General features: G+C 72.9%; 15 protein-coding genes and 3 pseudogenes. 8 read left to right on the forward strand and 10 right to left on the reverse strand.

Going from position 1 to position 21,425, the window contains the following annotated elements:
- Nucleotides 1-27 precede the first annotated feature (27 nt).
- The gene (locus tag ACZ4UB_RS22060) at nt 28-1,059 is read right to left on the reverse strand and encodes a WxL protein peptidoglycan domain-containing protein (RefSeq protein WP_468072413.1); all 1,032 of its coding nucleotides are present in this window, start codon (nt 1,057-1,059) and stop codon (nt 28-30) included.
- 186 nt (nt 1,060-1,245) lie between these two features.
- On the opposite strand from ACZ4UB_RS22060, the gene ACZ4UB_RS22065 reads away from it, so the two are divergent.
- The 3 genes from ACZ4UB_RS22065 to ACZ4UB_RS22075 all read left to right on the forward strand — a co-directional run bounded on the left by ACZ4UB_RS22065 (nt 1,246) and on the right by ACZ4UB_RS22075 (nt 6,584).
- Nucleotides 1,246-4,560 (forward strand): lantibiotic dehydratase, encoded by a 3,315-nt coding sequence (locus ACZ4UB_RS22065; protein ID WP_468072415.1) that lies wholly within the window; start codon nt 1,246-1,248, stop codon nt 4,558-4,560.
- The gene (locus ACZ4UB_RS22070; protein WP_468072417.1) at nt 4,557-5,915 is read left to right on the forward strand and encodes a lanthionine synthetase C family protein; all 1,359 of its coding nucleotides are present in this window, start codon (nt 4,557-4,559) and stop codon (nt 5,913-5,915) included. Before ACZ4UB_RS22065 ends, ACZ4UB_RS22070 begins: the two co-directional genes overlap by 4 nt.
- 72 nt (nt 5,916-5,987) lie before the next feature.
- Nucleotides 5,988-6,584 carry a flavoprotein gene (locus ACZ4UB_RS22075; RefSeq protein ID WP_468072419.1) on the forward strand — a complete coding sequence of 199 codons (597 nt, stop codon included), beginning with the start codon at nt 5,988-5,990 and terminating at the stop codon, nt 6,582-6,584.
- Between the two features lie 13 nt (nt 6,585-6,597).
- Here ACZ4UB_RS22075 and ACZ4UB_RS22080 read toward each other — a convergent pair whose 3' ends face one another.
- Nucleotides 6,598-7,449 (reverse strand): PRD domain-containing protein, encoded by an 852-nt coding sequence (locus ACZ4UB_RS22080; RefSeq protein WP_468072421.1) that lies wholly within the window; start codon nt 7,447-7,449, stop codon nt 6,598-6,600.
- A gap of 162 nt (nt 7,450-7,611) precedes the next feature.
- Nucleotides 7,612-9,738, reverse strand: a complete 2,127-nt coding sequence (locus tag ACZ4UB_RS22085; protein ID WP_468072423.1) for a glucose PTS transporter subunit IIA — start codon at nt 9,736-9,738, stop codon at nt 7,612-7,614.
- 336 nt (nt 9,739-10,074) lie between these two features.
- On the opposite strand from ACZ4UB_RS22085, the gene ACZ4UB_RS22090 reads away from it, so the two are divergent.
- Nucleotides 10,075-10,641 carry a hypothetical protein gene (locus ACZ4UB_RS22090; protein WP_468072425.1) on the forward strand — a complete coding sequence of 189 codons (567 nt, stop codon included), beginning with the start codon at nt 10,075-10,077 and terminating at the stop codon, nt 10,639-10,641.
- A 12-nt stretch (nt 10,642-10,653) separates the two neighbouring features.
- Entirely contained in the window at nt 10,654-11,868 is a 1,215-nt protein-coding gene (locus ACZ4UB_RS22095) for a barstar family protein (RefSeq protein WP_468072427.1), read from the forward strand.
- Between the two features lie 55 nt (nt 11,869-11,923).
- On the opposite strand, the gene ACZ4UB_RS22100 is transcribed toward ACZ4UB_RS22095, so the two are convergent.
- The 4 genes from ACZ4UB_RS22100 to ACZ4UB_RS22115 all read right to left on the reverse strand — a co-directional run bounded on the left by ACZ4UB_RS22100 (nt 11,924) and on the right by ACZ4UB_RS22115 (nt 16,268).
- Nucleotides 11,924-13,627, reverse strand: a complete 1,704-nt coding sequence (locus tag ACZ4UB_RS22100; RefSeq protein ID WP_468072429.1) for a CocE/NonD family hydrolase — start codon at nt 13,625-13,627, stop codon at nt 11,924-11,926.
- Nucleotides 13,628-13,824: 197 nt separating this feature from the next.
- Nucleotides 13,825-14,454: a class I SAM-dependent methyltransferase gene (locus ACZ4UB_RS22105; RefSeq protein ID WP_468072431.1), complete on the reverse strand. Its 630-nt coding sequence runs from the start codon at nt 14,452-14,454 to the stop codon at nt 13,825-13,827.
- Between the two features lie 57 nt (nt 14,455-14,511).
- Nucleotides 14,512-15,171 carry an MSMEG_1061 family FMN-dependent PPOX-type flavoprotein gene (locus ACZ4UB_RS22110; RefSeq protein ID WP_468072433.1) on the reverse strand — a complete coding sequence of 220 codons (660 nt, stop codon included), beginning with the start codon at nt 15,169-15,171 and terminating at the stop codon, nt 14,512-14,514.
- 59 nt (nt 15,172-15,230) lie between these two features.
- Nucleotides 15,231-16,268, reverse strand: a complete 1,038-nt coding sequence (locus ACZ4UB_RS22115) for a helix-turn-helix domain-containing protein (protein WP_468072435.1) — start codon at nt 16,266-16,268, stop codon at nt 15,231-15,233.
- Between the two features lie 107 nt (nt 16,269-16,375).
- On the opposite strand from ACZ4UB_RS22115, the pseudogene ACZ4UB_RS22120 reads away from it, so the two are divergent.
- The 3 genes and pseudogenes from ACZ4UB_RS22120 to ACZ4UB_RS22130 form a co-directional block, all read left to right on the forward strand.
- Nucleotides 16,376-17,335: pseudogene (locus ACZ4UB_RS22120) on the forward strand (alpha/beta hydrolase); the annotation flags it as partial.
- A 54-nt stretch (nt 17,336-17,389) separates the two neighbouring features.
- Nucleotides 17,390-18,517: a serine hydrolase domain-containing protein gene (locus ACZ4UB_RS22125; RefSeq protein WP_468072461.1), complete on the forward strand. Its 1,128-nt coding sequence runs from the start codon at nt 17,390-17,392 to the stop codon at nt 18,515-18,517.
- Between the two features lie 154 nt (nt 18,518-18,671).
- A complete protein-coding gene (locus ACZ4UB_RS22130) occupies nt 18,672-19,202 on the forward strand; it encodes a hypothetical protein (RefSeq protein ID WP_468072437.1) in 531 nt (176 codons plus the stop codon).
- Nucleotides 19,203-19,293: 91 nt separating this feature from the next.
- Here ACZ4UB_RS22130 and ACZ4UB_RS22135 read toward each other — a convergent pair.
- The 3 genes and pseudogenes from ACZ4UB_RS22135 to ACZ4UB_RS22145 form a co-directional block, all read right to left on the reverse strand.
- A pseudogene (locus tag ACZ4UB_RS22135) lies at nt 19,294-20,061 on the reverse strand (protein kinase domain-containing protein); the annotation flags it as partial.
- Nucleotides 20,062-20,262: 201 nt separating this feature from the next.
- A pseudogene (locus tag ACZ4UB_RS22140) lies at nt 20,263-20,922 on the reverse strand (caspase family protein); the annotation flags it as partial.
- Entirely contained in the window at nt 20,922-21,278 is a 357-nt protein-coding gene (locus ACZ4UB_RS22145; RefSeq protein WP_468072439.1) for an effector-associated constant component EACC1, read from the reverse strand. The gene ACZ4UB_RS22145 and the pseudogene ACZ4UB_RS22140, both read right to left, overlap by 1 nt.
- Nucleotides 21,279-21,425 lie beyond the last annotated feature (147 nt).

Below are 21,425 nucleotides of genomic sequence, written 5' to 3' on the forward strand. Positions count from 1 at the left end.
GCCGCCACCTGGGGACACCCTTCATGATCAGCGCGTTCCAGCCAAGTCCCGGACGGGCCGGGTCAGTTCCCGCTCCCGGCGGCGCCTGCGGCGCAGCACCCAGGCGGCGGTGGCGGCCCCCACCAGGACCAGCAGCGCGCCCGCCGCGGGCCACGGCACGGCGACGAACTCCGCCCCACCGCTCGGATCGAGGTCCGGATACATCGCCGCGCCCGCCGTCACCTTCACCGTGACCCAGTCCAACTGGGGCGCGTCCGGCCACGGTTCGGCCAGCTCGATGCGCTGGCCCGGCAGCAGGGTCAGCCGCAGCTCACGCCCCGGGCGGGACAGCACGTCCCGCCCGAAGAGGCCCTCGGCGCTCACCGCCACCTTCGGCTCGATCACCACGTTGCCCCGGTTGACCAGCGTGTACGTGAGGGTGGCCGACGCGTCGTGCACCCACGGCAGCAGCGGCGCGTCCCGGTGGACCCGTACGTCCTCGACGCTCAGGCCCGGGGTCAGCGGCCCCGGCACGCGGAAGTAGAGCCGGGCGCCGACCGAGCGCTTCACCCCGACCTGGACCTTGCCCTCCTTCTGGACGCCCTCCACCTCGGTGTTGAGGGCGACGATCCCGCCGACGTGGTCGCCCGGCGTCGCGTCCTCGGGGACCTTCACGGTGAAGGGGATGTCCTTGCGGCCCTTGGCGGGGACGGTGACGGTGCCCGTGTCCTTGGGCAGCGCGAGCCAGCTGCCGACGTCCTTGGGCTTCGTCTCGACGGGCAGCAGCGCGAAGGCGCCACCGGCCGGGGTGTTCACGGCGTCGGTGGCGAACACCTGGAAGGTCAGGTCCTTGGTGGAGGAGTTGAGGATCGTCACGCTGTCGCCGACCGTGGTCCCGGCCGCGCCCTGGTGGAAGAAGTACGCCCGGTCGGTCATCGCCGCGCCCGCGGGGGGCGTCGGGAAGACGCCCCAGGTGCCGTTCTCGGCGGCGTGCGCGGTCCCGGCCGGCAGGAACAGCCCCGCGAGCGGCAGGAGCAGGCCGACGAGCAGGCCGTACAAGGAGGTGCGGGTGCGGCGCATGGGCTGGTCTCCAGACAGGACGGAAACGGGGAAGGGTGGTGGGGGGGGGGGGGGGGGGGGGAGACGGGGGGGGGGGGGGGGGGGGGGGGGGGGGGTCCCCCCCCCCCCCCCCCCCCCCCCCCTCGCCTCCCTCCCTCCCTCACTCACCCGCTCGCCCTAGCCGCCAACGTCAGGGGACCGGTCCCGATGCCGCCGAAGGCCGCGCACCGCCCGTACTTCCGCGCCGTACCCGTCGCCCTGCTGCGGGCACCGGCACGCGGAGCCCTCGAAGGACCCGTCCGTACGTCCCCCGACGGCACGCCCGGCAGCCGCTCGGCCTGCGAGCAGCTCCTGCGCACGGCGGCGGGCGACGCCCCGTTCATGGAGGCCCTGCACGTCGCCAGCGCCTCGCTGGCACGGCTCGTCGAGTCGAGCACCGAGCCCGGGGGACTGGCCTCGCGCACCGACGGCCAGCTGCTCAAGGCCGCGCTGTCCGTGGTCCGTTACGAGGCCAGGACGCGCTCCCGCTGCACCCCCTTCGGGCTGTTCGCGGGCGTCGCCCCCGTACGCATCGGCACCTCGGCGAAAGTGTCCTGGCCGGGGCCCGCTTCCAGTCGCACCCGGGTGGATCTGGACTGGCTCTCCCGACTGATCCGCCAACTGGAGCTGGACGGTGCGCTCTTGCCGCACCTCACCGTGCACGCCCACACCGGGGTGTTCCCGCGCGGCGGCCGGCTCGTCATGGCCACGCCCTCCAACCCCGGCACCGGTGCGGGCGACGCCGCCCGCAGCGAGGTGTCCGTGCGGGTCACTCCCGTGGTCACCGCGGCCCTCGAACTGGCCTCGTCCCCGGACGGCATCCGCGCGGGCGAGGTGATCACCTCGCTCGAACGACGCTTCCCCACGGCCCGGGCCGGCGCCGTCGCCGGACTCCTCGCCACACTGGTCCGGCAGGAGTTCCTCGTCACGGGCCTGCGGCCGGTGCTCGACGGCAGCGATCCGCTGACCCACCTCATCGGGGTACTCGCCGCCGCCCAGGAATCGGCCGGCGCACCGCTCCCGGTCCTGAACGGGCTACGGGAGGCGGCCGCGGCCCGGGACCGGGCCGACGCGGCCGCGCCCGGCGGGCGCCGCGCGGCGCTCGCCGACCTCGAAGCCGCACTGCGCGGGCTCGGCGGCGCGCGGGAGGACGACCGGCTCGTCCACGTGGACCTGGCCCTCGGTGCCGACGTGCGGCTGCCGCGGTCCGTGGCCGACGAGGCCGCCCGCGCGGTGGACGTCCTGTGGCGCCTGTCGCCGCCGGGCCCCGGAATGCCCGCGCTCCGCTCCTACCACCGCGACTTCATCGAGCGCTACGGCACCGACCGGGTCGTCCCGGTCCTCGAACTGCTCGACGACACGGTGGGATTGGGGGCGCCCGCGGGCTACGAGTGGCCCGCCTCCTCGCGCACCGAGGAGCCGCACACCGCCCCGGAGCGCGCCCGCGACCTGCTGCTCGGGCGACTGGCCGCGGCGGCGGTCCGCGCCGGCGCCCGTGACGCGGGCCACGAGGGGGCCGGCCACGGGACCCCCGAGGTGGTCCTGGACGACGACCTCGTGGCGCGGCTCGTGCGCGGCGCGCCGGATCCCGCACGGCTGCCGAGGTCCTGCGAGATGTTCTGCACGCTGGTCGCCGATTCCGAAGAGGCGCTCGACCGCGGGGACTTCCTGCTCGTCGCCGGGCCCGGCCCCGCGCCCGCCGAGGCCGGGGCGACCTTCGGACGGTTCGCGGGTCTCACCGGAGGCATCACCGAGGAACTTGCCGCCGCCGTGCACCGGGACGTGCCCGGCGCCGCGCACCTCACCGTCGCGTTCCAACCGCGTACCGCACGGGCGCTCAACATCGCGAACAGCCCGCGCACCGCCGCACGCCAAGTGGCCGTCGGGCTACCGCCGAACCCGAGCGCGCACGCCGTACGGCTCGACGAGATCGGTGTCGCCGGGAACGCCGACCACCTCTACCCGGTCCACCTGCCCACCGGTCTGAGGCTCCTCCCGCACACCTCGCACGCCCTCGACCTGCGCGGCCAGGCACCCAACGCCGCCCGGTTCCTGCTGGAAATCGGCCGCGACGGCACCCGCATGTGCACCCCCTGGGACTGGGGCCAGGTCAAGACCGCTCCCTTCATGCCGCGCGTCCGCTACGGCCGCACCGTCCTCTTCGCCGCGACCTGGCGCCTCGACGAACTGGCGGAGCACGCGGCCCACGGACCGGCCGCGTGGTCCGCCGCGGTGGCCCGGTGGCGCGCGCAGTGGGGCGTCCCGCGGCGGATCGTGCTGAGCCGGCTCGACCACCGGCTGCGCCTCGACCTGTCCGACGCCTGGCACCTGGAGGTGCTCCGGGACGCGCTCGCCAAGGAGGGCGACCTCCTCGCCACGGAGGTCCCCGGCGGCGGGGAACGCACCGACGGCTGGCTCCGCGACCCGGACGGCGCGTCCCGGCCGGCCGAACTGGCGCTGGCCTTCACCGCCGCCGACGAACCGGTGGCGCCGCCCGCAGGCCGGCCCGCGGGTCCGGCGCGGATCGCGGGAGCGCGGTCATCGGAGGTGGGCGGCGAATGGCTCTACGCCAAGCTCTACCTCCCCGAACGGCACGTCCCCGCCTTCCTCGTCGAACGGCTCACCCCGTTCCTGGCCGGCCTGCCCGCCGCGTGCGGGGAGGTCGTGGACCGGTGGTTCTTCATCCGCTACCGGGACCAGGAGGACCACCTCCGGCTGCGTTTCCACGGCCCCGTCGGGCCGCTGTGGGAGCGGCTGGTGCCCGCCCTGCGCGCGGCGGTCCGGGAGTGGACCGCCGCGGGCCTGATCGGGCGGTGCGTCCTCGACGCCTACGAGCCCGAGTGGGAGCGCTACGGCGGACCGCGGGCCCAGGCGGCCGCCGAACGCTTCTTCGCCGCCGACAGCCGCGCGGCCCTGGCCCTGCCGCGCGCGGCCCGCGACCAGGCGGCCGGTGGGCTCCGGTGGACCCCGCAGACCCTCGCCGCGATGTCGATGGCCTCGATCGCCCAGGCCTTCGGCCCTCCGCCCGACCCCGCGCCCCTCCACGCCCCCGACCCCGCTCGCGGCACCGGCGGCCCGTCCGTGCGGGAACGGTACGGGCCCCAGGAGCCGGGGGCCGCCTGGCTCGCCGCCGACACGGCGGGCCACGACCTCCCGCAGGGGTTCCGGGCCGACCGGGCACAGTGGCTGCGCCTCGTCGACCCGGTCGGCGGGTGGCCCGTGCTCGGGGGAGACCCGGCCGGCCGGGAGGTGCTCGCCGCGCTGACCGACCAGGCCGCCCGGCTGCGCGAGTACCGGGAGGTCCTCGACGCCCTCGCCGACAGCGGCGAGACCTGGTCGCCGCCGCCCCGCGTGCTCGCCGGCCTCCTGCACATGACCTGCAACCGCCTGCTCGGCCCCGACCGGGACGCCGAGCGGCGGGCCTACGCCGCCGCCCGCTCCTGCCTGACGGGCAACGCCGACCGAAGGAGGCACCAGCGGTGACCACGGCCACCACCCTGATCGAGTCGACCGTCGCACGGGTGGCTGACGCGCTCGCCGACCCCGAGGCGCTCGCCCGGCATCGCGGCGAGCGCGGGGACCCGGTCTCGCTCGAAGGGAACGCCGGCGCGGCGCTGTTCCTCGCGGAGCTCGCCGGGCGCGATCCGGCCCGGCTGCCGGCCGCCCACGCCCAGCTCTCGGTGGCCGCGCGGGCCCTGAACGGCACGGCCTCCGCGGGGCTCTACCACGGCCCCGCCGCGGTACTGGCGGCCGCGCAGGCGTGTGCGCGGCGCGGCGGGCACTATCCGCGGCTGCGCCACCAGCTGACCGATCACCTGGCGGCGCGGCGGCTGGCCGAGATCGCCGCCGCGCAGCCCCGCACGGGGGTGGACTGGACGACGTACGACGTGATCTGCGGCGCCGCCGGCATCGGGCGGCTGCTGCTCGGCGCGGTGGCCGAGGGCGATCCCCAGGAGCGGGCCGCGGCCGAACCGGCCCTGCGCGCCACCCTCACCCAACTCGCCGCCCTGTCCCGGCCGGTGACGGTCGACGGCCACGTGGTCCCCGGCTGGTGGGTGCCCGGCCCGCTCCAGGCCACCCGCGCGGACCAGGAGCTGTTCCCCCGCGGGGACGTCAACCTCGGTCTCGCCCACGGCATCGCGGGCCCGTTGGCGCTGCTCGTCCGCTGCGCTGAAGCGGGGGTCACGGTGGACGGGCAGCTCGACGCCGTCCGGCGGATGGGCCGCTGGCTCGCGGACCGGGCCGACCACGATGCGGCCGGACCCTACTGGGAGCCTCGGCTGGCCTTCGACGAGGAAGTCGTACGGGGCGCCGGCGGCCGTACGCCGCCCTCCGCGCACGCCGCAGCGGCCTCGGGCGGGGCATGGTGCTACGGAGCGGTGGGCATCGCGAACGCGCTCGCCGGGGCCGCCCGGCTCACCGGAGAGAGCGGCTGGCACCGGCTCGCCCTCGACGCCGCCCGCGCGCTGCTGCGCCGTCCCGACACCGCGACCCACCTCAAGGGCCCCACGCTGTGCCACGGCCGGGCCGGGTTCCTCCAGGGCCTGTGGCGGCTGGGCCGGCTCACCGGGGACCGGGAACTGCTCGATCGGACCGCACCGCTGGCCGAGGAGCTGGCCGCCCTGGCGGAACCGGACGCACCCTTCGGATTCCGTCACCTGTCACCCGTACGGTCCGACCGGGGCTGGGACCGTACGCAGCAGCTGCACGCCGTGGACAACGCCGGGCTCCTGGAAGGGGCGGCCGGCGTCGCGGCGACGCTCCTGTCGATGCTGCCCGGGGGCACCGGCGAAGCCGGGCACGGCCCGCACTGGGATCGGGTGCTGCTCCTGTCCTGACGCGCACGACCGACCGCGCCCACCCCACCTCACGCCGCCCCGCCACGCCCCGCCCGTACGAGGAGACCCACCATGAGTTCTGGCACCGCCACGGCACGCGACCTCGTCCCCCTGCCCCGCGGGCAGGTCCTGATGGTGGGCACGGGCGCCTTCGACGTGGTGAAGATGCCGACCTGGGTGATGTGGCTGAGGGTGACCTGCGGCTGGTCGGTGCGGGTCTGCCTGACGGCGTCCGCCGATCTTCTGGTCTCCCGCCGGGCCCTGGCCGCCGCGGCCCAGGCGCCGGTCAGCGGGCCCGAGTGGGACACCGAGCAGGGCCGGGTGCCGCACCAGGAGCTGGCGGAGTGGGCCGACCTGGTCCTGGTGCTGCCGGCCACCGTCAACTTCATCGGGAAGTGCGCGGCGGGCATCGCCGACGACCTCGCGCTGACCACGGTCATGAACACCCTGGCCCCCGTGGTCATCGGCCCGTCGGTGCCGGCCACCGCACTGCGCCGCCCGGCGGTCCGACGGAACCTGCGCACCTTGGCGGAGGACGGCTTCCACGTGGTGCCCCCGGGGACGGGCACCTCCGTACACGAGGGCAGGGCGACCGACGGGTGGGGGAGCGAGCTGGGGTCCGCGCTGGAGTGCGCGGCGAAGGCGTTCGCCGAGGTCCGAGGAGCCTGACGCGCCCCCCGCGTCACGCGGTGTCGGTGTCGGTCTCCGCGGTCATGCGGGCCACGTGGAGCGCGAGGTAGGAGACCTCGTCCTCGCTCAGCTGCTGCCCCAGGCGCAGCTCGACGATCGTGGCCAGCTGCTGCGCGGTGTGGGTCGCCTCCGGGTAGTGCTGGCGGATGCCCTTGCCGATCGTGGACTCGTGCCCCTTCAGCTGCCGGTGCTGCTGGACACGTACGAAGAGGTAGCGCACGTGGGTGATGAACCGCGCCGCGCTCATGGACTCCTGGGGAACCTCCAGCCCGTACCGCTCCCGTACGACGGCGAGCATCTGCTGGATGACCCCGGTCATCGTGTAGGTGAAGGACAGGTCGCCCGAGGCGAAACCGGCGTTGACCAGGTGCAGCGTGAGCGCGGTCGCCTCCGAGGGGGCAAGCTGCGGGTCCACGCGCTCGTTGATGGCCGCCAGCAGGCGCCGCGCCTGGGCGTACTCGGCGGCGTACAGGGTCTGGGCCTCTGCCTGCAGCGGGTACTCGACGACGATGCCCCGCGCGGCCCGGTCCAGGGCGCCGGCGACGTGGTCGGCGACGGCGATCGCGAGGGTGGGGCGGGTGGACTCGCGTCCCTCGATGCCGACCTCGCTGAGGGCGATCACGACGGCCCGCAGGACCTCCTCGCCGATGAGCGTGAGCACCTCGGCCAGATGGTCCGGGTCACGGCCGTCGGCCGGCACGAAGACGCGCACGATCAGCGCCGGGTCGATGATCTGGCCCTGACGGCAGTTGAAGCCGATGCCGCGCCCGGTGAGGATGACCTCCTGGCCCTGTTCGTCGCGTGCCAGGACCACGTTGTTGTTGAGGACACGCAGCGCCTTCACCGCCTGCTCGCCTTCCTGTCCCGAGTTCGATGTCTGCCCATGATCTCGCACTGTCCGACGGCTCCGCCCCATCCGGCCCGGTCATGACCGGGCCTACCCGGTCCTGCCCGGCCCCGTGCGGGCCGGGCAGGAGCGGATCGGGCGGGAGCGGAGCGGGGGGGATCAGCGCCGAACGGTCACCACGGGGGCGCCGGCGGCGACGTCCTCGCCGGTGTGCGGCTCGACCGAGGCGAGCTCCGCGGTGTTGGTGACCGTCATCAGTGTGACGGTCGGGTGCCCGGCGGCGCGCACCGCGTCGAGGTCGACCTCGACGAGGAGGTCGCCGGCGGACACCTGCTGGCCGGACTCGACGCGGACGTCGAAGCCCTCCCCGTTCATCTGCACCGTGTCGATGCCGACGTGGACGAGCACCTCGATGCCGTCCGCGGTACGGATGCCGAAGGCGTGGCCGGTCTTCACGACCGTCACCAGCTCACCGTCGACCGGGGCGACGACCCGGCCGTCGGTCGGCTCGATGCCCACGCCCTCGCCGAGCGCGCGGGAGGCGAAGACCGGGTCCCCGACCTCGTCGAGGCCGACCACGCGGCCCGCGACCGGCGCCGCGAGTTCGACGCCCTTGTCCGCGGCGGAACCGGCGGACGTACCGGCGCTGCCCGAGGCCGCGGCGGCCACGACGGAGGCGGACCCGACGGAGGCGGACCCCGCGGAAGCCGCGCCGACGGTGACGAGCTCGCGGTCGTCCGCGGTCTCGGCCCCACCACGAGCGGCGGCCTCGGCGGCCTCGGCGACGTCGCGCTCGGCGTTGGCCAGGGCGCGCTCTTGCGGGGTGCGGAAGTCGGAGAAGTACACGAGCGCCATCGAGACGAAGAAGGAGGCCGTGATCGCGATGGAGTAGGTGGCCATCGGGGAGAAGACCGGAATGGTCAGCAGGGAGGTGAAGGCGAAGGCCTTGGTGTCCACGCCGCCCAGGACGCCCACGATCACACCGCCGACGAGGCAGCCGACGAGCATGCGCGGGTAGATCCGCTTGAAGCGCAGGTGGATGCCGTACAGCGAGGGCTCGGAGATGCCGCCGAACAGGCCCGCGGCCAGGGCGCCGGTCGCGGTCTGGCGCATCTCCTTCTCACGGTGGCGCAGCGAGAGCAGCAGCACACCGGCGGTCGCGCCGAAGCAGGCGAAGTTCCACGCGCCCATCGGGCCCTGGATGAAGTCGAAGCCGATGGTGTTGATGTTCTGCAGCATGAGCGCGTTCAGCGGCCAGTGCAGGCCCAGCGGCACCAGGAACGGGTAGAGCAGCGGAATGATGATCGCGAAGACGATCGGGGCGTTGCCGTTCAGCCAGGACAGGCCCGAACCGAGACCGTTGCCGGCCCAGATGCCCAGGGGACCGATGAGGAAGGCGGTGACCGGGATCATGATCAGCATGCTGAAGAACGGGACGAAGACCAGGTGCACGGCCTCGGGGAAGAGGCGCTGCAGGCCCTTGTAGACGAGGGCGAGGACGGCGACCATCAGCAGCGGCACGAACACCTGGCCGCCGTAGTCGTTCAGCTGCATCGGCAGCCCGAAGACGTGCGCGACGCACTCCTGGGTACCGAGCGTCGCATTGGTGGTGCAGTTGATGCCGGGGATCCCGGACTTCTCGTTCAGCATGCCGGTGAAGTTCGGGGTCATCACCGCGGCCATGACCGCGGCGCCCACCCAGGGATCGATCTTCAGCTTCTTCGCCGCGTTGTAGGCGACCATGATCGGCAGGAAGTACAGCACCGAACGCCACATCGCGTCGACGAAGACCCAGCTGGCGGACTTGTCCGCGGCCCGGAAGTCCACCAGGCCCAGGGCGTCGAGGACGGAGGCGATCGCGATGATCAGTGAGGAGCCCAGCAGCACGCCCATCAGCGGGCGGAACGAGTCGGAGAGGTACTCGAAGAAGTTGTCGACCCACGCGTAGCGGCCACGGCCCTTGGACCGGATGGCGGCCTTGACGTCCGCGTCGGACTGCGGGCGGGGAGTGCCGCCACCGCTCATCGACGGCAGGTTCATGAGCTTCGTGTAGACGTTCGCGACGGCCCCGCCGATCACGATCTGGAAGCGGTCACCGGACTGCGCCACCGTGCCCATCACCCCGTCGAGGGCGTCGAGAGCGGCCTTGTCGACCTTCGACCCGTCGTGGAGCTGGAAACGGAGCCGGGTGGCGCAGTGCGTGAGGCTCTCGACGTTCCCGGCCCCGCCGACGCCGCGAAGGATCCTCTCCGCCAGCTCACCGGGCCCTGCTGTGGGTGTGTTCATGATGCGTCCTTGCATCTCTGGGCTTTCGCCGTCCTGCCATCGGTCCGCGATCTCTCCCACCCGGGTCAGGGCAACAAAAAAGGCCCGGGTCGCGCCAAAGGCGCTACCCAGGCCTTGCCTCCCAGCGAACGGATCACCGCCGTGGCATCGCGCGGAGCGATGACGGTGACGCGCTCGGGGAGTAACAACCCTGTGATCGAGATCGATCTCACGCCACCTTAACACCGACCGCGCTGACCAGCGGTTCCTCGGGACGAATGGCGGGGGAGACCTCCATCACGGCCACCTCCTCACCCCTGACCGCACCCCTTGCCTCCGGCCCGCTACCTTGGTCGCATGGGGGACAAGAGCACAGGGGGACGGGCCGGCGTGACGCACGAGGACGGGTCCGCCGAGGATCACTGCGGCCGCGAGCGGTGCCTTCCGCAACCCTGGATGTGCGACGTCTTCCACATCGACGGCAGCCTGCGGGACATCCGGATCCTCGACGTGAGCGTCGACGTGTGGATCGCGGTCCTCGAACGGCTGCGCTCCGCGGCCGACGAGGTCGAGATCGATCACCCCTACCCCCAGCTCGACCCGACGCATCCGGCGACCGCCGACCTCTTCCGCGCGTGGGCGTGCGAGCCGGAGGGCCACGGCACGACCTTCGCCTTCCGGGCCCGCTTCGGCGACGTGTGGTTCTTCGCCCTGCCCCTCCACGAGGAGGAGATCGAGTTCTCCGTCTGGCCGGACGGCGTCGTCGACGGAGCGGGCGTGGCGGCCGTGCGGCGTTTCCTGACCGAGATCGCGACGGCCGGGCGACGCCCGGCCGTGCTGACCGCCGAATGCGTCACCTACGCCCCGGGGATGCCGACGCTGATGTCCCACGACCCGGCCACCGGCCTCGACTTCCACATCTGAACGGTGAGCGTGATGCGGAGCGTGGATCACGTGGGGTGGGACCGGGACCTCCCGGTGAACTACCTGCTGGTGCAGGAGGACGAGGCGGGCGTCGAGCAGCTCTGGGGGAGGTGCGTCGGCGTCGAAGGGCTGTTCGTCGAACCGGTGCCGCTGCCGCGCGAGGTCCTCACCCTCCGCGGATGCGGCCCCGATGGAGCGCTGAGCGAGATCCTCGCCGCGCCCGGGGCAGAGGCCGCAGGCTCGCCCCGCGGGCTGGGCGACGTATGCGTCGAGGTCTGGGACGGCGAGGACCAGGTGCAATGGTGGACCCTCGTCGATGCGGTCGTGTTGGCCCATCAGTCCGTTCGCGTGGACCCGGCCGACCGGGCCGACCCGGCCGATCCGGCGCGGTACGACGTCGTGGTGGGCGCCGGTGTCAGGGTGGACGAGACGCTGCGCGCGCGGCTGACGGCGCCCCGCTTCGAGCTCTTCGAGGCGGCGGCGGGTGCGCGGAGCCTCGGCGGGTGCGTGGATGTCGAGGGACTGGAGGGGCCGCGCGAGGACCCTGCCCCGGTCCCCCTCCAGCTGATCGGCTGCGAGGCGGTGGAACCGCTGCTCCGGGGGACGCAGCGACCGCGCCGCTGGGGAGGGAGTGGAGCCGATCTCCTCGTACTGGACCGGCACGGAGCGGTGATGGCCTCCCACGCGGTGGGCCTGGACGTCCGCGCCGTGCGCCCGTCCGTGCTCGGTGGCGGTCTCGAGGACATCACCCTCACGGACGGCGGTGAGGACAGGCCGCTGCCGGCGGTACGGCGGGTCTGGGAAGCGTGGTACCAGGGTCCGCCGACCGACCCCAACGCGTGGGCGCCGTACGACGGGCGGGGCCGGGCCGCGTGGCTGAACCTCACCACGCGGGCCTGGCGCGAGCGCGCACCCCGGCCGGACCGGACCGGCGACGAGCACCACCTCGACGGTCGGTTCGTCACCGACGTCCCGGGGCTGCACTGTGCGCTGGCCGAGGCCCTGATCGGTCCGGGCCGCTACTTCGGCCGGGAGTGGGACAGCTTCAAGGACTGCCTGTTCGGGGGATTCGGACGGGTCCCGCCCTTCACCCTGATCTGGCACGACTCCGCGATCGCGCGCCGCGCGCTGGCGGACGTGAGGGAAGGACCGGACGGCCGGCTTTCCTACTTCGAGGAGATCGTCCAGCTCCTCGGAGCGCGCGGCGTCACGGTCGTGCTCCGGTGAGCGGCGCCCGCCCCGGCACTCGGGCCGCGGGCGGGGCGCGCCCGGCGATGGAAGGTCAGTCGATGGGGTGGAGGGGGATGCCGAGGTAGGACTCGGCGCCTTCCGGGGAAGTGAGGTCGATGGTGAACACCGGGGTGATGGTGTTCTCGTAGGCGAAGAAGGGGTCGTGGGTGTCGATGACCAGCTGGAGCCGGTGTCCCTTCGCCACGACGTAGTCGGCGGGCTGGAGCGGGAAGGTCACGGTGGTCGCCTCGCCCGCCTCCTCGGAGGCGAAGGTGTAGGGGGCGTGGGTGACGATGTGGGCCCGGCCGGTGGCGGGGTTGTGGTCCAGCAGATAGGCGACGATCGTGGCGTCCGCCCGCTGCGCCTTCACGGTCACCCGCAGCTCCAGGTCACCCCGTACGCGCGCGGGGCCCTCCAGCGGCGCGGTGGCGAAGACGGCGGCCAGGCCGCGGTCGATGTCGGCGGTCCGGTAGACGTGGGGCAGGCCCAGGCGCTCGGCCAGGCCGGTCTGTACGAGCTTGGGGGCGACGACGATGTCGGTGCCCTTGCCGGTGGCCTTGAGCGAGCGGGTCCACCCCGCCGCCGGTGTGTCCTCGACCAACTGCCCGTCACCCTGACCATCGTTCTGCCCGGCGGCGTCGGCGAGGTACAGCCGCTTCTTCGGCAGGACGTAATCCGCCCAGGAGGAATGGCGGATGTCGGAGAGGGGGTTGAACATGTACTCCGACCGGACGTCGAACCGCGGCTCCGCCCCGTCGCCGGCGCTGCCGCCGAGGTGGTGGTCCATCCACCGGTAGGCCATGTCGGTGGGCTTGGCGGACAGTCCGGCCAGGCCCGGCAGCTCGGGGTTGCCGTGGTCGCCGACCTGGACGAGGAGCGTCTTGGGTCCTGTCAGGCTGTTGTGGAAGTCGATGACGGCGGGCACGGAGAAGATGGTCTCGTGCCAGCTGGTGGTCAACAGCACCGCCGTCGCGGCGTCGTTGTACGTCTTGAGGTGGATCTTGGGCGAGCGGACCCGGGCGAACTCCTTGACCTCGTCGTCGATGGTGTTGGCGCGGATCTTCTGGATGATCCCGCGGAACTCGGGCGAGCACCGGTCCTCGCCGAAGAGCTGCACGAGCGCCTCGAACGCCTTGAGGTGGCGCGTGCCGTTCTCATACAGCGAGGCGAACAGATCGGCCCAGACGCTGGTGCCCGCGACGGCCTTGATCCGCGGGTCGTTCGCGGCCGCCAGCAGGCTCGTGCCGGCGCCGTAGGAGGCTCCGAACAAGCCGATCCGTTGGGGGTCGACCTCGCTGTTCGTGAGCAGCCAGTCGACGACCTCGCCGGCGTCGGCGACGTCCTGCGGACCGGCGACGTGGATCTCGCCCGTGGACCTGGCGAGGCCGCGCTGGCTGTAGGCGAGGACGACGTACCCGCCCAACGCCCAGCGGGCGATCATGCCGAGGTAGGCCCGGTACCCGATGTTGACCAGCGGGGCGGGCAGGACGACCGCCGGACGGGTCTGTCCGGGGGCGAGGTTGCGCGGGACGCTCAGCGCCGCGTCCAGGACCGTCCCGTCCGACATCGTGAGCGCGACCTCGGAGTACCGGGCGATCTCCGCGTAGGTCTCGTACTCGTCGGCCAGCCCCCACTGGTCCAGCCGGCCGATCCGGCGCGGTGATGGATCCAGCAGCGCCTCCTGGATCGCGTCCAGCCTCACGAGGTCGTCGGCGCCGAGCGCGAACGGGGTCTCCGGGATTCCGTCGACAGACATGGCTGTGCCCACCTTCTGCAAGAGGGATGAGAGATGGTGACTAGGTGCCGGACATATGCTCACCCCGCGAACGCGGCCCATCGGGACGTTCCCCGCCGATCACTCCAACGAGTGAATAGCACCGCACAAACCCCGAGCCGGACAAAGGGCCGAAGGACGACCGAGAACGGCCGGCGGCCCGAGAAGGCGTCACGGCACTAGCGAAGGCGGGCCAGCAAGTGGGCGTCCAGGAAGCCCCGTTCGGAGCGCGGGTCGTGGAGCAGGCGGGCGAAGACGTCGAGCCCGGCCCGGTCCAGTAGCTCGGCGAAGCGGTCCGCCGGCCAGCTGTAGGCGGGCGTCACCTTGTGGTCGAAGCGGACCGGATCGGGCCCTTCGGTCGCGAAGAACGAGACCATGAGCAGGCCGCCCGGTGCCAGGACGCGCACCACCTCGGCGAGCGGCCCGGGGAGTTCCGCGGGAGGGGTGTGGATCATCGAGTAGTGGGCCAGCACACCGCCCAGCGCGCCGTCCTCGACGGGGAGGGCCTCCATCCGCGCCTCGTCGAACCGCAGCGCCGGATGGGCCCGCCGGGCGTGGTCGACCATGCCCGGGGAGAGATCGAGCCCGAAGGCGTCCAGTCCCAAGTCGTGCAGCATGGCCGTGAGATGTCCGGGCCCGCAGCCGACATCGGCCACCCGCGGGTTCCCCGTCCCGCGCACCAACTCGGCGAAGGTGGCGATCATGTTCCGCGAGAAGGGCTGCCCCTCCAACCGGCCGGCGAACATCGACGCGTACAGCTCGACGACCCCGTCGTAGGCCGTCCTGGTCTCCTCCTGGTGTTCCGTCACGGGAAGGCAGTCAACCACCTGCCTGTCACGGCCGTTCCCCGTCACGGCCGTTTCCCGTCACTCGTACCGGTACGTCAGCGAGTCCGCCTCCGCCTGCTCGATGGCGGCGATGGTCAGCCCCGGCATCCGCAACTGGGCCAGCGTCACCTCGGCCGAGGCCGGCTGGGCGTCCGCCGCCAGCCACTCCTGCGGTTTCCAGGCCGAGCTGCGCAGCAGCGACTTGGGACAGTGGGGGTAGACCTCCTCGATCCCCACCACCAGCGCACTGGCCGGCGGCTTGCCCACGGCGGTGAGCCGCGACAGCAGCTCAGGGCGGGTGGATACGCAGGCCCGGCCGTTCACCCGGAGCGTCGTGGTGCGTCCGGGGATGATGAACAGCAGCCCGGCCCGGCCGGTGGCGATGACGTTCTGCAAGGTGTCCAGCCGCTTGTTGCCGGTCGCGTCCGGTATCGCCACCGTCCGTGAGTCCAGGACGGCGACGAACCCGGCGGGGCCGCCGCGCGGAGAGACGTCACAGTTGCCCTCGGCGTCCGCGCTGGCCACCAGGACCAGCGAGGAGCAACCGATCAACCGTGCCGTCTGCGGGGTGAGTTCGGTCATCTGCTTGCGTACGGCGGCCTCGCCCGGGAGTTCGTAGGCGCGGCGCAGCGCCTCCTGATCGGGTACGGCGTCGAGCAGGAGCGAGTCGAAGGCGGTGCTGGTCAGAGGTGTCGTCATGCCTCTGAGCCTAAAGGGCCGATGCTGGCCGCCCATCCTCGATGCGGGCCGCAGCCCCGTCAGTCCCCCAGCAGCCGCCAGGCGGTGAGGGCGAGTCTGGCCCGTACCAGGCCCGTGGGCGCGGTGAGTTGGATGTCCAGGGTCTTCGCGAGCTGGTCGAGGCGGCGGGCGACGCTGCTGTGGTGCAGGTGGAGGAGGTCCGCGGCCCGGCGCAGGGAGCCGGTGGCGCAGTAGGCGTCCAGGGTCTCCATGTCCTCCGGACTGCCGGAGAGCCGGATGATGGCGGCCACGTCGGGGTTCGCGCGCGCGGCGTCCCGCGGGATCTCGGCCAGGAGCGCCAATGAGCCCAAGTCGGCGTAGCGCACGACCGGTTCGCGCGGGCCGGCGAAGCGGAGGGCGGTGCGGGCCTGCCACCAGGAGCGTTCGGTGCTCTGGGCGGAGCCGATGCCCGCGCGCGCGTCGGCCGGGAACCGGGCCGGGTCGACCGCGGTGGCCAGGATGACGCCCACGCCGGCGAGGGGCGCCGCCTTCACGGGGCCGGCCGTGGCCACCGAGGTCCCGAGCCGGTCGAGCGGGACGCGGGATCTCACGGCGACGACGCGGACGGGCGGCCCGGCGGCGAAGCCGAGGAGGCGCAGCGCCCGCGCCCTGGCCGCCTCGTCGACGTCGGCGCTGATCGCGAGTTCGACGAGGGCGGGGTCGGCCATGGTGGTGCGGGCGGGTCCGTACTGCTCGGCTACGGCGGCGGCCGCGATCGCGAGCCGGTCCAGGAGCACCTCGTCGAGGGGGTTCGGCGGGCCGGGGCGTTCCAGCCACACCGTGCCGATCTCCTCCTCGTCGAGGGTGATCGCCACGGTGGTGGACGGGGGCGCGGGCGACGCGGCGGGCGCCTGCCCGCCGTCGGGGGAGGCGCGGGTCACCCGCCCGGTGCCGTGCAGCCGTATCCCGGCGACGCACTCGGCCAGACCCGCCGAGGCCCGGGCCAGCGCCGGGAGGTCCACGCGTCGGCGCATCAACGTGTCGTAGAACGCGACGATGCGCATCGCGCCGTCGACGTACGGATCCAGTCCTGACAGCCGAACGGCCAATGCCTCCATGGCACAAGGATAGGAGGACGGGGGCGCGCCGAACGGCGCGCGATCGGGCCGGGATGCGCGACGGATGGCGGGTGACCCCGCCGTGTCCCGTCGTGAGGATGGTCGTCATGGATCCCGAACTCGAAGCCTTCCTCCCCTTCCTTCCCGAACTCGACCTCGACGACCCGGTCACCTCGCGCCGGCAGTTCGCCGAGCGCGCCGCCGCGGCGCCGGCACCCGACACCTCCCAAATGGAGGTCGAGGACCGCACGGTGACCGCCGACCCGGACGTCCCGGTGCGGATCTATCGACCGCACCAGGCCCACCAGTCGCTCCAACCGCTCCAACCGCTCCAACCAAACCAACCGGACCAACCGGACCAACCGCGGGGGCAGGGCGCCATCGTCTGGCTGCACGGCGGCGGCGGAGTCTTCGGCGACCTGGACACCGAGCACCCCTGGGCCGCCAGGATCGCGGGCCTGTCCGGCGCCGTGGTGATCTCGGTCGGATACCGCCTGGCACCCGAGAACCCCTTCCCGGCCGCCCTGGACGACGCGTACGCCGTATTGACCTGGGCCTGCGAGAACGCGTCCGAGCTGGGCATCGACCCGGCGCGGATCGCGGTCGGAGGACACAGCGCCGGCGGGAACCTCGCGGCCGGACTGGCGCTGCGGGCCCGCGACGAACAGGGGCCGGCGGTCCACTTCCAACTGCTCAACCAGCCGGGCCTCGACGACCGGCAGGAGACGTGGTCGGCGCGGAACTTCACCGACACGCCCTGGTTCGACCGCGCCAAGCTCACCACGGCGTGGCGGCACTACCTGGGCTCCCGGCCCGCAACCGCGTACGCCGCCCCCGCACGGGCCACCGACCTGTCCGGGCTCCCGCCCGCCTACCTCGCCACCGCCGAGTTCTGCCCGAACCGCGACGAGGGCATCGCGTACGCACTGCGACTGATGCAGGCGGGCGTGTCGGTCGAACTCCACCAGTGGCCCGGTGCCTTCCACGGATCGCAGGCGCTGCTGTCCGCCGACGTCTCGCAGCGGCAGAACGCCGAACTGGGCGCGGCCCTGCGCCGCGCGCTGGCGCGGCCGACCACCGCCCCGGAGGCGGGCGCCGCGCACGCCCTCGATTCCTCCGAGCTGCAGGCCGCCCTCGACGCCGTCCAGCGCGCCGGCGTGCCGGGGGTGTACGCCGAAGTGCGCGACGCCAGCGGCACCTGGCGCGGGGCCTGCGGGGTCGCCGACCTCACGACCGGTCGCCCCGTCACTCCTGACATGCGCCAGCGCGTCGCCAGCGTCACCAAGACCTTCACCGCCGCCGCGGTCATGCGGCAGGTCGAACGGGGCAGGATCCGACTCGACGCGTCGATCGGCGACTACCTGCCGCGGCTGGTGCCCGGCGAGCGCGGTATGAAGATCACGGTGCGGATGCTGCTCAACCACACCAGCGGGATCCCCGACTACATCCGTACGGCGTTCCCCTCCCTCGCGCGGATGTCGCCCCAGAGCCTGGACGACAACAGGTTCCGGCGGTTCCGTCCGGTCGAGCTGATCGAGATGGGCCTCGCCGCGCCTCCCGCGGGCGAACCCGGAGCCACGCCGGGGGTGTACTCCAACACCAACTACCAGATCCTCGGCCAACTCCTGGAGCGGGTGACCGGTGCCCCGGCCGAGGAGCACATCACCCGTCACGTCATCGAGCGCGCCGGACTCCGCCACACCGGCTTCCCGAACGGGACGCGCGTCGAGGGGCCGCACGCGCGGATGTACGAGTGCCTGTGGGGCCTGATCGACCCGCCGCGCGACTACAGCGAATACGACATGTCCTGGACCGGCACGGGCGCCGCCCTGATATCGACGATGGAGGACCTCAACCGCTTCTACGGCATGCTGCTCGACGGCAAGATCGTCGAGCGGTCGTCACTGGCGCAGATGCAGCGCACGGTCCCGGTGGTGGCCCTCGACGGATCGACGATCGAGTACGGTCTCGGCCTGCACAAGGTCGACATCCAGGGGTGCGGCACCTTCTGGGGCCACGACGGCTCGGTCTGGGGGGCCGGAACGATGTCCCTGACCAGGGACGACGGCAGGCGCCAGATGTCCGTCGCGGTCAACCTCCAGCGCTGGAAGCGGCCGGACGCCCCGGGGGAGCCGGAGCACCACCACCCCATCGACGAAGCGCTGAAGGAGCTGTACGGGCAGGCCCTGTGCGGTGACGCGAGCGCGCGGTTCGAGCCCACCTCCGCGGCTCACGGGCTCGTGCCGTAGCCGGACGGCCGGTTCCGGAGCCCGTGGGCCCGGATGTGGGGTTGATCGTGACAAAGGAGCGGGTCGTTCCTCTGGGCGGCCGGGAGGGCGCCCCCTACGCTGCCGTCGAGCGTTGCTCAAGGAGTCGGACGGGTGAAGCGGAGGGGTGGAGATCATGCGTGTTTCGCGAGGAGCGGTGGTAGCCGCGGTGGTGGTCCTGTCGACGATGGGGCTGGCCGGATCGGCGGAGGCCGCCCCCGTGCGGGCCTCCCCGGCACAGGGCGCCGCGTCGGCGGACAACTGCGACTGGCTGTCGGACAACGACGTGGTGGGTGACTCCGGGCACGCGACGTCCGGCGACCGCCAGGTCACGATCTACACCGCCAAGGCCACCGACGCGTACGCCAAGGCCGCGATCGAGGGCTACGTGGCGCGGTACGACAAGGTATGGATCGACCGGAGCATCAACCTGTTCACCATGGGCTCCAGCCCCGGGCACCCCTCCACCTCGACGGTTCAGTCCAACGGCGGTTGGAAGCAGTGCGGACCGTTCGAGGCCACCTGGTGGAACGCCTCGTGGAACTACCTCGAGACCCCCACCGTCCGGTTGCAGCAGTCCGGCAAGTCGTACGCCGTACGCGCCTGCATGATGCCCAAGGACTCCAACACCAGTACCTGCACGGCATGGTTCGTCGATCACACGTAGCCGTACCGGAGCCGGTGCCCGTTCAGGCACCGGCCGCCTCTTGACCGGCCTGGTGCTCCAACCGCCCGACCAGCTCGGTCAGCGCCTCGGCCATCTCCTGCGCCCATCGGAAGCGGGCGTCGGGCGACTTGGCGAGGGCGCGCAGCACCAGCGCGTCCACCTCCGCGGGGATGCCGGGGGCGTGGGCCGAGGGCGGCTCCGGCTGATCCCGCTGGTGTGCCCGTGCGATGCCGATGGGGGACGGTCCCGTGAACGGGGGCCGTCCGGCCAGCATTTCGTACAGGACGCAGCCGGTGGAGTACAGGTCGGCGCGGCCGTCCACGGGGTCGCCCCGCATCGCCTCCGGTGCGAGGTACTGAGCCGTACCGATCACGGTGGCACCCTGCGTCAGGGACTTGGCCTCGCCGAGGAGTTGGGCGATGCCGAAGTCCATCACCTTGATCTGACCGGTGAGCGTGACCATGATGTTGGCGGGCTTGATGTCCCGGTGGACGATCCCGCACGCGTGCGCGTAGTCCAGGGCGTGGAGGACCCCGGCACCGGCGAGCAGAACGTCCCGGAGCGGGAAGCGGACTCCGGAGTCGAGCCAGTGCCGGAGGGTCTTCCCGGCGACCTTCTCCATGACGATGTAGGGGACGAGGACCCCGTCGATGTCCTCCTCGCCGGTGTCGTGCACGGCCACGATGGCGGGGTGGTTGAGCGAGGCGGTGGACCTCGCCTCCCGACGGAACCGGTCTTGGAAGCCCGCGTCGCGAGCGAGGTCCTGACGGAGCAGCTTGACCGCCACCGGCCGGTCGAGCCGGTCGTCATGAGCCTCCCGGACCTCGGCCATGCCGCCGAGCCCCAGCAGGGCCCCCATCCGGTAGCGAGAGGCGAGGACGAGCGATCCGTCCCGGCTCTGGCGCGGCGCCGGCCCGAACCCGGTCCCGAACCCGGAGCCGTGGCCCGGGGCGGATCCGGGGTAGGCGAACGGCGGGACGTGGCGGGGGTTGCGCGCCAGTACCAGGGCGCCGATCGACTCCCGCACCTGACGCCGGGGAACGGGCCGCTTCCGCGCGGTGAGTTGCGCTCGGACGTGGCTGAACGCCCCGTCCAGCGTGACGAACTCGGGGCCGTCCTCGATCCCGGACTCCCATACGGCGATGAGCTGTTCGGTGAAGGCCGTGAACGGCTCTCCGGGTGTGGCGAGGGCCGCGGCCGTGGCGGCTGCGGAACACATCAGGTACACGCCCTCGATCGCGGCTTGGCCGGCGAGCGCCTGCGCCGGGTCGGACATGGCCCCCATCGCCAGACCGCTGTAGCAGCTGTCCAGGATGACGACCCGGCGTCTGGCCCGGGTCCTGAGCACGGCCTTGCGGACGGCCGAGTACGCCAACGAGTCCTCGGGCGAGTCCACGTGGGAGTGGACCAGGCCGAGGTGGAGGTCGAGGTCGTCCTCGTCCTGGAGGCCGTGTCCGGCGTAGTACAGGACCAGGGTGTCGGTGGCCTCCTGCGCGGCCCGGCGCAGTGGTTTGAGCACCTCGCTCGGGGTCCGGGGATCGAGGATGACCGTGGAGTGCTCCGTGGGCAGACCGAGGTGTGCCGCTCCGGTGACGAGCGTGTTGAGGCCGCGCAGGTTGTTCGCCACCGCCGGCAGGGCGGGTAGGTGGGTGTAGTGCGCGGTACCCACCAGCACGGCCCGCGACAGCTTGCCCACCAGCCGGTCGGGCACCTCCGGCATCAGGCTCCGTCCTCGCCCAGCGCCTCCAGGATCCTCGCGATCTCTTCCGGATCGGCCGTGTCGAGGGTGACCCGACGCCCGCGGTGCTCGACGGTCACGACGGACGACCGGGGGCGGGTGCCGCGCCACGCCGCATAGGCGAGGGCGAGGTTGCCCAGCTGGAAGGCGCTGTCCACCACGAGTTGGACGACGTCGAAGGCAGCGCCCATCTCGCCGGGCCGTGGCGGCGCCTGGGTCAGCTTGACCAGGGCCGTGCTCCGGATCGCGTCGTCGTCGCGCAGCCACCGGGCCAGGCTCCTCAACTCCCGCTCGACGGACTCCGGTTCCCCGTTCAACTCGACGCGGTACTCCTCCACAACGACGCCCCCCTGCACTCTTCGCGTTCCGACGGCCTGCAGCATAGGTCCGCTACCCCCCGCGGGTCCGCCAACCGGCACAAGACATTCCTGACTTGCGCGCTTGCCGGACGTCGTCGGGCCCGTCCGTGGTTCCGGGCGGCGGGG

This window comes from Streptomyces sp. NPDC028419 (assembly GCF_055565515.1).

What these genes read in the sequence shown, in the direction of transcription:
- ACZ4UB_RS22085 (WP_468072423.1), bottom strand. Translation starts at nt 9,738, where the DNA reads ATGAACACACCCACAGCAGGGCCCGGTGAGCTGGCGGAGAGGATCCTT.
- ACZ4UB_RS22110 (WP_468072433.1), bottom strand. Translation starts at nt 15,171, where the DNA reads ATGACGACACCTCTGACCAGCACCGCCTTCGACTCGCTCCTGCTCGAC.
- ACZ4UB_RS22060 (WP_468072413.1), bottom strand. Translation starts at nt 1,059, where the DNA reads ATGCGCCGCACCCGCACCTCCTTGTACGGCCTGCTCGTCGGCCTGCTC.
- ACZ4UB_RS22115 (WP_468072435.1), bottom strand. Translation starts at nt 16,268, where the DNA reads ATGGAGGCATTGGCCGTTCGGCTGTCAGGACTGGATCCGTACGTCGAC.
- ACZ4UB_RS22130 (WP_468072437.1), top strand. Translation starts at nt 18,672, where the DNA reads ATGCGTGTTTCGCGAGGAGCGGTGGTAGCCGCGGTGGTGGTCCTGTCG.
- ACZ4UB_RS22100 (WP_468072429.1), bottom strand. Translation starts at nt 13,627, where the DNA reads ATGTCTGTCGACGGAATCCCGGAGACCCCGTTCGCGCTCGGCGCCGAC.
- ACZ4UB_RS22075 (WP_468072419.1), top strand. Translation starts at nt 5,988, where the DNA reads ATGAGTTCTGGCACCGCCACGGCACGCGACCTCGTCCCCCTGCCCCGC.
- ACZ4UB_RS22095 (WP_468072427.1), top strand. Translation starts at nt 10,654, where the DNA reads ATGCGGAGCGTGGATCACGTGGGGTGGGACCGGGACCTCCCGGTGAAC.
- ACZ4UB_RS22090 (WP_468072425.1), top strand. Translation starts at nt 10,075, where the DNA reads ATGGGGGACAAGAGCACAGGGGGACGGGCCGGCGTGACGCACGAGGAC.
- ACZ4UB_RS22065 (WP_468072415.1), top strand. Translation starts at nt 1,246, where the DNA reads ATGCCGCCGAAGGCCGCGCACCGCCCGTACTTCCGCGCCGTACCCGTC.